Origin of the sequence: Paenibacillus dokdonensis (genome assembly GCF_004916975.1) — a bacterium.
In the GTDB taxonomy this organism is placed as follows: Bacteria; Bacillota; Bacilli; order Paenibacillales; family Paenibacillaceae; genus Paenibacillus_AQ; species Paenibacillus_AQ dokdonensis.
In genome coordinates, this window is record NZ_STGQ01000001.1 from 3484045 (window position 1) to 3496782 (window position 12738).

The 12738-nt window shown below is 50.8% G+C and carries 11 protein-coding genes; all 11 read right to left on the reverse strand.

Features of this window, described 5'->3' with window-relative positions:
* Positions 1-133 precede the first annotated feature (133 nt).
* Positions 134-796, reverse strand: coding sequence for a ribulose-phosphate 3-epimerase (rpe, locus tag E6W40_RS16115; RefSeq protein WP_136606386.1), 663 nt, complete (start codon positions 794-796; stop codon positions 134-136).
* 5 nt (positions 797-801) lie between these two features.
* Positions 802-1719, reverse strand: coding sequence for a ribosome small subunit-dependent GTPase A (gene rsgA / locus E6W40_RS16120; RefSeq protein ID WP_136606387.1), 918 nt, complete (start codon positions 1717-1719; stop codon positions 802-804).
* 53 nt (positions 1720-1772) lie between these two features.
* Entirely contained in the window at positions 1773-3962 is a 2190-nt protein-coding gene (pknB, locus tag E6W40_RS16125; protein WP_136606388.1) for a Stk1 family PASTA domain-containing Ser/Thr kinase, read from the reverse strand.
* Entirely contained in the window at positions 3959-4735 is a 777-nt protein-coding gene (locus tag E6W40_RS16130; protein ID WP_136606389.1) for a Stp1/IreP family PP2C-type Ser/Thr phosphatase, read from the reverse strand. The genes pknB and E6W40_RS16130 overlap by 4 nt, the downstream gene beginning before the upstream one ends.
* A 7-nt stretch (positions 4736-4742) precedes the next feature.
* Positions 4743-5783, reverse strand: a complete 1041-nt coding sequence (gene rlmN / locus E6W40_RS16135) for a dual-specificity RNA methyltransferase RlmN (RefSeq protein WP_136606390.1) — start codon at positions 5781-5783, stop codon at positions 4743-4745.
* 154 nt (positions 5784-5937) lie between these two features.
* Positions 5938-7278 (reverse strand): 16S rRNA (cytosine(967)-C(5))-methyltransferase RsmB, encoded by a 1341-nt coding sequence (rsmB, locus tag E6W40_RS16140; protein WP_136607033.1) that lies wholly within the window; start codon positions 7276-7278, stop codon positions 5938-5940.
* Between the two features lie 29 nt (positions 7279-7307).
* The gene (gene fmt / locus E6W40_RS16145) at positions 7308-8240 is read right to left on the reverse strand and encodes a methionyl-tRNA formyltransferase (RefSeq protein ID WP_136606391.1); all 933 of its coding nucleotides are present in this window, start codon (positions 8238-8240) and stop codon (positions 7308-7310) included.
* Positions 8241-8246: 6 nt separating this feature from the next.
* Entirely contained in the window at positions 8247-8729 is a 483-nt protein-coding gene (gene def, locus E6W40_RS16150; protein ID WP_136607034.1) for a peptide deformylase, read from the reverse strand.
* Between the two features lie 92 nt (positions 8730-8821).
* Positions 8822-11368, reverse strand: coding sequence for a primosomal protein N' (priA, locus tag E6W40_RS16155; protein ID WP_136606392.1), 2547 nt, complete (start codon positions 11366-11368; stop codon positions 8822-8824).
* Positions 11368-12588 (reverse strand): bifunctional phosphopantothenoylcysteine decarboxylase/phosphopantothenate--cysteine ligase CoaBC, encoded by a 1221-nt coding sequence (gene coaBC, locus E6W40_RS16160; RefSeq protein WP_136606393.1) that lies wholly within the window; start codon positions 12586-12588, stop codon positions 11368-11370. The genes priA and coaBC overlap by 1 nt, the downstream gene beginning before the upstream one ends.
* Positions 12575-12697 (reverse strand): hypothetical protein, encoded by a 123-nt coding sequence (locus E6W40_RS30300; RefSeq protein ID WP_281281461.1) that lies wholly within the window; start codon positions 12695-12697, stop codon positions 12575-12577. The genes coaBC and E6W40_RS30300 overlap by 14 nt, the downstream gene beginning before the upstream one ends.
* Positions 12698-12738 lie beyond the last annotated feature (41 nt).

A 12738-nucleotide genomic window follows, 5' to 3' on the forward strand; every position in this document is an offset into this window, starting at 1 on the left:
GGTATGCCTGAGCGTGTTTGCTACAGAAAACGGACAAAAAAAGGTTACATGAGAACCTTGCTCATGTAACCAATGTATGCGCCAAATGCGTGACCTATGACTCAGGCAGACAAGTGAAGCCCGCCCAATATATTTATCCGTTTTGTACGCTGCTGCGAATGGCCTGAATCGCTGCTTCGCGGTCCTTTTGTCCGAACACGGCACTTCCTGCAACCAATACATCTGCTCCAGCCTCTACAACCAAAGGCGCCGTCTCGCTCGTAATGCCGCCATCCACTTCAATATGAACATCGAAGAGAGAAGCTTCATTAAGCCACTGACGCACTTGGCGCACTTTCTGAACTGCCCGCGGAATAAATGCTTGTCCTCCGAAGCCCGGATTAACCGTCATGATCAGAACCATATCGATATCCTCCAGAACCTCTTGAATGACTGCTGCCGGTGTTCCCGGATTAATAGCGATTCCTGCTTGCACCCCATGCTCCTTGATCAGATGGATCACGCGGTGCAGATGAATACAGGCTTCGGCATGTACAGTAATCATATCTGCGCCGGCCTTGGCAAAGTCAGCGATATATTGTTCCGGATTATCAATCATCAAATGCACGTCCAGAGGCAGGCTCGTATGCGGCTTAATGGCACTGACAATAGGCGGCCCCAGTGTGATGTTGGGCACAAAATGCCCGTCCATCACGTCCACGTGGATCCAATCGGCTCCCGCTGCTTCCACGATCGAAATTTCCTGGCCCAATTGGGCAAAATCCGCTGACAATATCGATGGCGCTATTTTAATCATTTCCGTTAATACCTCCGCTTTTTATCTTTCATTTCCGTTAAAAACAACACATAATGCTCATAGCGGCTCGCTGCAATCTTCCCCTCTTCCACTGCTTCGATCACTTTACAGCCCGGTTCATGGGTGTGGCTGCAGCCCCGGAATTTGCAATTTTCCGCATAGGAGAAGAACTCCCTGAAGCATGTCGACAGTTCCTCCACGCCTAGTTCCAGAAAATCCAGCTGACTAAAACCTGGCGTATCAGCTACAAACCCACCCTGCTCCAGCTCAATCAACTCCACATGGCGTGTGGTATGCTTCCCGCGGCCAAGTCTCATGCTGATCGCGCTGGTTTCAAGATCCAGCCCCGGTACAAGCCGGTTAAGAAGCGACGACTTACCTACACCGGATTGACCGGAAAAGACACTGATTTGGCCTTTCAATGTTTCCTTCAGCAGATCCGTTCCCAGCCCTAAGCGTGAGCTTGATACGATAACTTGATAACCGATGTTTTCATATAAAGCTTTAACTAGATCGGCCGGGTTATCAGTACCCGCTTCATCTGGCAGAAGATCATGCTTGGTCAGACAGATCACTGTATCCAGACCCGAATGCTCAATGTGGACCAGAAACTTATCGAGCAACTGCAGGTTAAGATCCGGCTCCCGCACCGAAAATACCAGAACTGCCAAATCAACATTGGCAACCGGAGGACGGATCAATTCAGAGCGGCGCGGTAGAACCTCATCCACCATGCCCTCCCCGTTTTCCGTATGAGAATAAAGAACATGATCCCCAACCAATGGAGTCACGCCTTTTTTCTTAAAAATGCCGCGTGCTCTGCATTGGATGGCGTTCTCGCCTCCCGAAGCAGCCATTCCGTTTTCGAGCGGTTTGACGTAGTAATATCCGCTTAACGCCTTCACGATCACTCCTTCAGGCATACATGAAAGGCCTCACTTTCTCTGACAGGCTCACGAACAAAGCATCGGAACCTTTAATGGTCATGTTTGTATATTGCAGTTTGGTTATCCTTGTTCTTACCTTTACCCTTGCCTGGATTACCATTATTCTTCCCGTTCCCGTTCCCAGGAAAGTTCATACCGGTTGTATCATTATTGCCGTCATGGTTTCCGTCACCATTATCATCTTGAGACCCCTGATCGCTACCACTGTTATCCGGAAGAGTAATTGCAGGCACCGTGCCATTCTTGGCATCTTCATAGGTAACCGTATAGGTGTCGAAAATCTGTCCGTCCTGTTTCACCGTTACAATCCCGTTAACGGTTGGGGAAAGCACCAGGTCCACAGGGAATACCTGCGTTGAGTTAATGGTTTTCGTGCCCCACACTTTGCGCTCTCCACTAGTACGCGCATCGCTGTATTCGATGCTGATCTTGGTGTTCTGTCCTTCGACTGTTGGGGCCACCGGCAAATTAAACGTATATTTAAGGACGTCAGGCGGATATCCCGAGCTGACAGTCAAGACAACCTTGTCTCCTGGATTCGCATCCGAGCCTGGATCGTAAGGCCACTGCTTGATTACTTTACCTTTTTCAACGGTGTAGCTTGCTTCCTGTTCAATCGTCGGATCTGATGTGAAGCCGTTCGCTTTCAGCTTCTGTACCGCTTTATCCTGCGTCAAATCGATCAGGCTTGGCATTTTCACCTGATTCGGGCCTTTACTAACCGTTAGCGTGACCTTAGCTGTCTCCGGATCCACCTCGGAGTTGGCCCCAGGATCCTGAGAAATTACGGTGTTGACCGCCTTATCGCTAAACTGAGGCTCACCTTGTTGGATGTTAACCTCTTTAAATCCGGCAGCCACCAAGGTCTTTACTGCTTGTTCATAAGAAGATTCTTTGACATCCGGCATTGGCTTGCTCGGCTTAACTGCGCCGACGGAAAGCTGAATGGTGGAACCCTTCTTGACCTCGGTTCCCTCATCCTTGCTCTGGTCAAACACAACGCCTTCCTTCACACCTTCCTTATATTTGCGGATTACGTTCTCATCCACAACAAGGCCAAGTGCAGTTAGCTGTGAGCGGGCTACTTCTTCCGTCTTATTGATCACGCCCGGCACCTTCACATCCGGAACCGTGAGTGCATGATTGACGTACCAAGCAAGCCCCCCCATAGCCAAAAGAAGAAGCAGTGTCAAGCCGATCCACAGCGCAGGGCGCCCCTTGGACCGTTTCGGCTTATCTGCAGCTGCCGGCCGTTCCTCACGCTCAGACTCGGCTGCCACGGGCGCTGGTCTGGATCGAACGGGACTTGCTCCGATATGCTGCGGCTTAATCGCGGGAATGACGCGCGTACGGTCCTCATCATCGATATCCGTAAAATCAATTTTCTTCTCGTTTCTGCGCTCCGGCAAGAGGCAGGTTTCCAGGTCTTGCAGCATTTCTTTTGCACTTTGGTAACGTTCCTGCGGATTTTTGCGCATCGATTTGAGAATAATATTTTCCACACTCTGCGGGATGAGAGGATTCACTTCGCGAGGCTCCTCAAACTCCTCCTGCAAATGCTTGAGTGCGACACTGATCGGGCTTTCTCCAAGAAACGGGAGGCTAGCCGTCAGCATTTGATACAGTACAATACCAAGTGAATATAAATCCGATTTTTCTCCAGTAACCACACCTTTGGCATGCTCCGGAGAGAAATAATGTACAGAACCGATCACAGACCCGGTCTGGGTTATGGTCGTTGAGGTTACGGCACGGGCAATCCCGAAATCCGTTACTTTCACTCTGCCGTTACGCCCGATCAATATATTATGAGGTTTAATATCCCTATGAATAATCTGATTTTGGTGGGCATGATCGAGCGCATCACAAATCTGGGATGCGATTCGCACAGCCTCATCAATCTGCAGAGGTGCCCGCTCCTTGATAATTTCGTTCAGGTTATGCCCTTCGACGTACTCCATGACGATATAATGAACTTCGTCTTCCTGACCCACATCGTATATGCTTACAACGTTAGGGTGCGAGAGCGAAGCAGCCGATTGCGCCTCACGGCGGAAGCGGCGGATAAACTCCTCATCGTGCACAAACTGCTGGCGCAGCACCTTGACAGCGACGTTGCGGCCCAGTAGCAAATCATGGGCTTTGTAGACGAGAGCCATCCCGCCGCCGCCAATTCGTTCAATAATTTCATAACGGCCGCCCAATTCGTGTCCGATCATGAATCCCACTCCTTTATACTTTGCCCGGCGACTTCATCTTGAAGTTCAAACAGGGCGACGGTAATGTTGTCATCGCCTCCGGCGAGAAGTGCCAGCTGCAGAAGTCGGTCCGCCCGTTCATTCAGCGGAACATCCTGCATTCCGGTAATTTGGGCGATGTGATCGCCACTAACCAGACTGCTGAGTCCATCGCTGCATAAAAGGAGAACTTCCCCGGCAGATAGTGTGACAGGATACAGATCGACAGATACCTCGGGATCCGTGCCCAAAGCGCGCATGATCACATTGCGCCGCGGATGGGTCTTCATTTCCTCGAGGCTTATCTGGCCGCTTTTAAACAGCTCATTAACAAGCGTATGATCTTCCGTAAGCTGAATGGCTTCACCATTCATAATCTTGTAAGCCCGGCTGTCTCCGATATGTCCAATAATTCCGGACTCGTCATGCAGCAGCAGCACCTCAACCGTCGTTCCCATGTTGTGATATTTTTCATTTTTGGATGCTTCGCTGTAGATGACATTATTGGCATGCAATATGGCATCACTAACAGCAGCGCTAAGACCCTCGGCAGACATGTTCTCTTCCAGCGCGGTCAGATCTCCCGCAATGGTATCCACGGCAAGTCTGCTCGCGGTATCTCCAGCCTGATGGCCACCCATACCGTCAGCGACGATGCCGATTGTATATCCTTGCGGAAGCTGACCGATCCAGACTGAGTCCTCATTCACCGTTCGAACCCGCCCGATGTTACTGGCCTGAACTGTTTTGATCAAGTTTCTCTCACCTCAACTCCATATGCTTGGCACGCAGTTGTCCGCATGCAGCCGCGATATCGTGGCCTTGTTCACGGCGGATCGTTACATTCACACCGTTTTCTGCGAGTACTTTCTGAAACTTGAAAATATCATTGCGTGATGTCCGAATGTATTTACGTTCAGGCACATGGTTTACCGGAATCAAATTGACATGACAAAGCATGTCCTTCAGTACGTTGGCCAGCTCAAGAGCATGCTCCGGCTGATCATTCACCCCGCCAATCAAGGCGTATTCAAAAGTGATGCGGCGCCCTGTCTTAGCCAGATAGAAGCGAAGGGATTCCATCACGTCCTCGAAAGGATATCGGCGGTTAACCGGCATGAGCTTGGAACGGAGCATGTCATTCGGAGCATGAATGGAAATCGCCAGATTGATCTGGGTATCCTCATTAGCGAATTTATAAATATTTGGAACAATGCCGCTGGTGGATACGGTAATATGCCGCTGGCCAATGTTAAGACCCTTCTCATGGATCATGATACGAAGGAATTTCATCGTAGCTTCGTAATTCTCAAACGGCTCGCCGGAGCCCATGATAACAATGCTGCTGACACGTTCGCCCCTTTGATCCAGTATTTTTTGGGCCTGGACAACCTGTGCAACAATTTCGCCTGCTGTCAGATTACGCTTAAGTCCGCCAAGGGTAGAGGCGCAGAACGTACATCCGATGCGACAGCCTACCTGGGTCGTCACGCAAATGCTGTTTCCGTAGCTGTGCTTCATAATAACCGTCTCGATTGCATGTTCATCATGCAGGCCAAACAGGAACTTAACCGTTCCATCCTTTGATTCGAGCTTGGTAATTTCGTTTAGGGTTACAAACTCAAACTGGTCCTCAAGCTTCTGGCGAAGCTCTTTAGAAAGGTTCGTCATTTCCTGAAAATTATTAACTCTCTTAACGTACAGCCAGTCAAAAATCTGTCCGGCCCGAAACGCGGACTCTCCGTTTTCCTTTGCCCATTCCTGGAGATCATCCAAATTCAAATCATATATAAAAGGCTTCATTTCACCACACCTGTCTTTTATCATTCTATGCGTATTATTTCTCATTCTTCCTATTTTAACACAAAAAAAAGTAGCGGTAAAAGAGAAACCCCGCCCAAGCTAAAGGCCCAGCGGGATCATTTAAGCTGTATCAGTCATGTCTTATTGCGATAGTTTAAGAGAATCTTTGGAGTCTGGCAATATAAAAGCCGTCACTATGATAGTCCTGCGGGAGAATCTGTACACCCGCTCCCCCGGCTGTGGAATGCAGATTGCTCCACTCCTCACCGGAATTTTCCGGAATCCCAAAACCGGGATGGGTCTTCAGAAAATGCTGTACCGCTCCTTCGTTCTCTTCCGGATCAATTGTGCAGGTACTGTACACCAGAATCCCACCGACCCGCAGCAAAGAAGAAACGGAATTCAACAGTTCAAGCTGCAGGCTGGCGATTTCGCCGATATCTTCGGCGGTTTTAGTCCATTTCAGGTCGGGCTTGCGCCGGATGACGCCTAGACCCGAGCAGGGAGCATCAAGCAAAATCCGGTCGAATGAACCCGCTGGATACCTTTGAGCCAGTTCGAGCGCGTTCCCCGTCACGGTGTGGATGCTGTCTAACCCCAATCTTTCAGCCTGTTCGCCGATCAGCTTGCGCTTATGCTCATGTAGATCATTGGCTATAATCTCGCCCTGATCGTTCATAAGCTCTGCCATATGCGCTGTTTTGCCGCCCGGTGCGGCGCAGCAGTCCAGCACCCTCATACCTGGCGTCGGCCGGACAGCGCCTGCCACGAGCATGGAGCTCTCATCCTGTACCGAGATTTGCCCGTCCCGGTACCAACCGCTAAGAGCCATATTGCCGCCGCTGCGCACCAGAATTCCCTCCGGTGAGAGTACCGAAGGGGCAGCCTCAAGTCCTGCCTCCTTCATTTCAGCCAACATCTCTTCACGACTGATCATCGTGATGTTAACCCGGACACTTACGGAAGGAGGCTCATTATTGGCCCGGCATATCGCTTCTGCTGTGGCTTCGCCATATTGACTGATCCAGCGTTCCACCAGCCACTGCGGATGGGAATGCTCAAGCGCAATACGTTCGGCCGTCGAAAGACCTTCAGGGATTACCAAGTCCTCGCGGTTTCTCAGTATGTTCCGCAGAACTCCATTCACCATTCCGGATATTCCTTGATGTCCCCGGTGTTTTGCCAAATTAACCGCCTCGTTGACCACGGCATGCGGAGGAATCCGGTCCAGGTACATCATTTGATACAAGCTGAGCCGCAGCAAATTTCTTACCCAAGGCTGCAGCTTTTTCACTCCTTTGGCTACAAAACGTTCCAGAAAATAATCCAGCGTATTGAGCCGGGAGACCGTTCCATATACCAGCTCTGTTGCGAGACCCGTGTCTTCTTTGGACAATGAAGCCCGCTGCAAGGCTGAATTCAGCTGCAAATTGCTATAGGCTTTATTCTGCTCAACCTGCGTCAATACTTCCATGGCGAGTTCCCGCACCGACATTCTTCCTTTGCCTTGGCGGTTACCTGCGCTCACCCGAGCACCGTCCCGGGAGTCATCGTATTGCCGCGGACAAATTCAGCCGCTTCCATCTGTTTTTTGCCGCTAGGCTGAATCCGAGTCAGCCACAGTGACGCATCCCCTGTTTTTACCTCAATCCCCTGGTCAGTAAGCTGAAGCACCGTTCCAGGATCAACTTCCTTGGAAGCTTTGTCTGTTTTTCGGGAAGCCCACGCTTTAAAGACCTCATCATTCCAAAGCGTGAAGGCACCAGAAAAAGGAACCAAACCACGAATCTGATTATAGATATCGCGCGTTGACGCGTTCCAATCTATCTTTTCATCCTCGCGCTTTAAATTGGGCGCATACGAAGCCTTCTGCTCGTCCTGCACCTCAGCCTCCAGGCGTCCATTGTCCAGACGCGGCATTTGTTCTTTCAAGAGCGCTGCTCCGGCAATACTCAGCTTCTCAAACAGCGTTCCCGAGGTGTCTTCTTCATCGATCTGGATCTTCACCTGGGCAATCATATCTCCAGTATCCAGTCCTTCTGCCATGTACATCAGCGTGATGCCCGTTTCGGTTTCACCATTGATGATACAGCGCTGGATCGGTGCCCCGCCCCGATATTGGGGAAGAAGCGATCCATGAACATTCACACAGCCATTGGCAGGCAGTTCAAGTACATCTTTGGGAAGGATCTGCCCATATGCTGCCGTCACGATCAAATCCGGCTTGTAAGCTGCAAGCTCCGCTACCGCTTCAGGACTGCGCATGCGCTGGGGCTGAAGAACGGGAATCCCTTGCTCCAGAGCAACCTCTTTAACTGGGGTTGGCATCAGCACTTTTTTGCGTCCCTGAGGCCGGTCAGGCTGAGTTACCACTGCAACGACGTTATATCCTTCGTCCAGAAGCATACGCAGACTGGGAACGGCAAAGGCCGGTGTCCCCATGAACACGATTTTCATGAAGCATTACTCCTTTCCGGGACGTTCTGGTACGTATTCGTATACTTTTTCAGCAATGTCGGTAAACAGGACTCCATCCAAATGGTCGATCTCATGTTGAAAGCAGCGGGACAATAATCCGGTACCTGTAATCGTTACCTCTTTGCCGTTCTCGTCTAATCCTTTGACCGTAACCTGCTCGGCGCGGCGCACATCCCCATTGTATCCGGGAATACTGAGGCAGCCTTCGGGACCAAACTGTTCGCCTTCCTTCGCAACAATCACCGGATTCACAAGCTTGATCAACCCGTGATCATCGCCCACGTCAACAACAATCAGCCGTTTCAGGATTCCGACCTGGGGAGCGGCAAGGCCGACGCCTTCCGCGTCGTACATGGTTTCCGCCATATCCTTCAGTAGTTTTTTAACGTTAGGTGTAATTTCCTTTACTTCTTTTGCTATTTTGTGCAGTACTGCATCAGGTTCTTTTACGATAATGCGAATTGCCATGATGACACCTTCCTTATGGGTATTCATGTCAGGATTTTGCATAATCCTCATGTATTTGGTTACATCCGTAGTTTCATTTCATATGACGGGGATTACATCAGCATTTGCGGATCCACATCGATACTGATCTGAAGCTTTTGGTTATGTGCCGTGTCCTCAAGCTGTTCGGCCGCTTCGCGTACCAGCCCGACGGCATCGATATTCCCACGCCATTTTACCATACATTGAAATCTGTATCTATTTTTTATGCGCGGAATGGGTGAAGCTACAGGTCCAAGCACATCGAACGCATCGGCCGTCAGCCGGTCCAAACTGCCGAACCATCCGCGCTGTCTTGCTTTCCCCTGAAGCACCGACACCATGTTTTCAGCCATTCGAACCAGCAGTGGAAGCTGCTCATGAGTTAAAGTAATCAGAATCAGGCGGCAGTATGGAGGATAGTGAAGATTACGGCGGTGCTTCAGTTCATCCCTCACAAAGGAATGATAATCATGCCCGCTGGCATGGATAATGGAGTAGTGATCCGGCGTATAGGACTGGATCATCACCTCTCCCGGCAGCTGATGGCGTCCCGCCCGTCCTGCTACCTGAGTCATCAGCTGGAAGGTTTTCTCACCAGCACGAAAATCCGGCAAATTAAGGGCGGAATCGGCGGTAATAACACCAACGAGCGTTACATCCGGAAAATCCAGCCCTTTGGCCACCATCTGGGTGCCAAGAAGAACATCCGCCTTCTTATCACGGAACTGCTTAAGCAGCTTCTCATGTGATCCCTTTTCTGTCGTTGTATCCACGTCCATACGGATGACCCGAATACCGGGAAATAGCTTGGCCAATTCCTCTTCCACCCGCTGCGTGCCTGTTCCGAAATAGCGGATATGCTCACTGCCGCAGTCCGGACATACGGATGGTGCCGGCTCGGCATAACCGCAGTAGTGACAGCGGAGGTTGTTCGATTTTTGATGATAGGTCAAGGAGATATCACATTCCGGACACCCCGCCACATAGCCGCAGCTGCGGCACATCACGAAAGTAGAGTACCCGCGCCGATTTAACAGCAGCACCGTTTGCTCCTGCCGCTCCAGCCGAACCTCGATCGCCTGATGCAAGGAACGGCTGAACATCGAACGATTACCTTCCTTCAGCTCCTCCCGCATATCTACGATCTCTACAGCTGGAAGCTCGTTGCCGAGCGCCCGGCGCTTCATTTCCAGCAGCATAGGCGAGAAGTTATCATCCGACTGGGAGCGGGCTGCATAGTAGCTCTCCAGTGAAGGCGTTGCTGAACCCAAAATCACAGCCGCTCCTTGCTGCTGAGCACGCTTGACTGCCACATCCCTAGCATGATACTTGGGACTTTCCTCCTGTTTATATGAAGTTTCATGCTCTTCATCCATAATAATGAGTCCGATTTGCTCAAATGGTGCAAATACTGCAGAACGTGCCCCGATGGCTACCTTCACCTTGCCTTCGCGGATTTTCCGCCATTCATCATAGCGTTCGCCGCCGGAAAGCCGGCTGTGCATGACCGCCACCAGATCGCCGAAACGTCCTTTAAAGCGTTCAACCATCTGTGGTGTCAGCGATATTTCCGGTACAAGGACAATAGCCTGCCGCCCCTGCTCTATACAGTGCTGAATGGTTTGCAGGTAAATTTCGGTTTTACCACTGCCTGTAACGCCATGCAAAAGAAACACGCCATGACGGTAGGCATCCAGTGTGTCCTGTATACGGTCATAGGCCTGCTGCTGCTCATCGTTCAACTGCAGTGGTACCGAAGGCTTGAAGCGTCGTCCCCTGTATGGATCGCGGAACACTTCCTGATCTTCGATCGAAATAAAACCCTTGTCTGCGAGCCCCTTGACGGTAGCAGCCGATACCTGAAGCGAGGTCAGAATTTCTTTTAAAGGCAGCGGCAGCAGTTCCTTCATTTCCAGAATAAACTGCAGCACTTCCCGTTGACGCTGTGCCTTAGCCGGAAAGTCTTCCAGCGCTGCTTCTGCTACATCCGGCTCCACAGCAAGATCGACTGCCTTTAGCGTTTTCTTCTGAAGTTTGTCCTTTATCGATTGATTCTCCTGCAGAGCTCCTTTGCGAAGCAGAGATTTAATTGTATGTGCACTATCCGGGAAAATGCGACTGAGATGCTGGGCAGGAACCTCACCTTTTTGCCCGACATAAGCCAGGATCGTTCGGACTTCTTCCGTTGTTTCTAACGCAATTCGGACCAGTGTCCCTGAATACTCATCCTCTTCTTCATCTTGTTCAGAGGCATCTCCGAGTGAGATATACCTTTCGGCCTTTCCTTTCAGCGCTGTCGGAACCATGACCTGAAGAGCTGTGATAAACCGGCAGGCGTACTTTTGACTCATCCATTCTGCCAGCTTCACCAGTTCAGGAGATAACGGAGGAACTACATCCAGTACCTCCTGAATAGCCTTCAGACGCATTCCACCAGCGGAAGGCTCCTCCTGCAGCGCCACGACGAAGCCCTGAACCGTCCGGTGGCCGAAAGGAACTCCAACCCGGCTTCCTATCTCAATCCATGCCCGCATGGATTCAGGGATTAGATAATCAAAGGGACGGTCGGTATCCTTTACCGGAACATCAACGATGACCTTGGCCACTTGCGGCTGCATCAGTTACCTGCTCCGTTCATCCGCGCCGCAGCAATGGTCAGAAGCCGCCGTGCAATTTCATCTTTTGACATCACGGGCATTTGCTCCACTAAACCGTCAGCATCATAAACCTGCACGACGTTGGTATCCGAACGGAATCCCGCTCCCTCCGCCGTCACATCATTGGCTACAATCAGATCGCAATTTTTACGGACCAGCTTGTCCTTGGCATAGACTTCCACATTATGAGTCTCAGCGGCGAATCCGATCAAAAACTGGTTTGTTTTGCTTTTGCCAAGCTGCTCCAGAATATCCACGGTCTTGATGAGTTCGAGCGTCATCGTATCTCCCATTTTCTTGATCTTGCTGCTCGCTGTTTCGGCTGGACGGTAGTCTGCTACTGCTGCCGCTTTGATGACCATGTCACTATCATGCCAATGCTTCAGAACAGCCTGGTACATATCATCCGCCGATTGGACAGCTTCAGCATCAATTCCAGCCGGTGGAGCAGTATCGGTATGACCATGAATCAGGTGGACCGAAGCTCCCATCTCACGCGCGGCTTTGGCAATGGCAAAGCCCATTTTACCGGATGAATCATTGGTAATATAGCGCACAGGATCAATACGCTCGATAGTGCCCCCCGATGTGACAACCACTTTTTTTCCATGCAAAAGCCCTGGCTCTGCCTTCTTCTCCTCGTCAAAATAACGTTCGACCACGGCCACAATGCTTTCCGGCTCCTCCATGCGTCCTTTTCCGACGTAGCCGCAGGCAAGCAGTCCTTCGCCTGGCTCGATCATCATAACGCCTCTTTGCTCCAGCGTTTTCATGTTTTCCATTACAGCGGGATGCCCATACATATGAACATTCATCGCGGGAGCTACCATTACCGGCGCCATCGTCGCCAGAAGTGTGGTGGTCAGCATATCATCGGCCAGTCCATGAGCCATTTTAGCAATCACATTGGCTGTCGCCGGAGCGATCAGCACAAGATCTGCCGCGTCTGCCATACGGATATGGGAAACCACGGATGGGTCCCTCTCATCAAAAGTATCACTGAACACCGCATTTTTGGACAGGCTTTGCAGCGTCAATTCCGTAATGAACTGCTTGGCCGAGGAAGTCATAATAACATGCACATTCGCCCCTTTTTGGACCAGCTTGCTGCATAGAGTTGCCGCCTTGTATGCTGCAATTCCTCCCGTAACGCCAAGTACGATTGTTTTACCGCTTAACATGCGAATCCCCCTCTTCCACCCAGAAATAGAGAAAAAAATACAACCTTGCGGTTGTATTCGGTACAGCGTCTATTGACGCTAGGACAGGAAGCAGGCCGGCATCACTCATGCTCGCCTCCTCCTGCGACTATAGAATGGTTCAGCACCGCT

Excerpts from the sequence above, each read along its gene's own strand:
- rpe (WP_136606386.1), bottom strand. The coding sequence starts at position 796 with ATGATTAAAATAGCGCCATCGATATTGTCAGCGGATTTTGCCCAATTG.
- rsgA (WP_136606387.1), bottom strand. The coding sequence starts at position 1,719 with ATGCCTGAAGGAGTGATCGTGAAGGCGTTAAGCGGATATTACTACGTC.
- pknB (WP_136606388.1), bottom strand. The coding sequence starts at position 3,962 with ATGATCGGACACGAATTGGGCGGCCGTTATGAAATTATTGAACGAATT.
- rlmN (WP_136606390.1), bottom strand. The coding sequence starts at position 5,783 with ATGAAGCCTTTTATATATGATTTGAATTTGGATGATCTCCAGGAATGG.
- rsmB (WP_136607033.1), bottom strand. The coding sequence starts at position 7,278 with ATGTCGGTGCGGGAACTCGCCATGGAAGTATTGACGCAGGTTGAGCAG.
- fmt (WP_136606391.1), bottom strand. The coding sequence starts at position 8,240 with ATGAAAATCGTGTTCATGGGGACACCGGCCTTTGCCGTTCCCAGTCTG.
- def (WP_136607034.1), bottom strand. The coding sequence starts at position 8,729 with ATGGCAATTCGCATTATCGTAAAAGAACCTGATGCAGTACTGCACAAA.
- priA (WP_136606392.1), bottom strand. The coding sequence starts at position 11,368 with ATGCAGCCGCAAGTGGCCAAGGTCATCGTTGATGTTCCGGTAAAGGAT.
- coaBC (WP_136606393.1), bottom strand. The coding sequence starts at position 12,588 with ATGTTAAGCGGTAAAACAATCGTACTTGGCGTTACGGGAGGAATTGCA.
- E6W40_RS30300 (WP_281281461.1), bottom strand. The coding sequence starts at position 12,697 with ATGAGTGATGCCGGCCTGCTTCCTGTCCTAGCGTCAATAGACGCTGTA.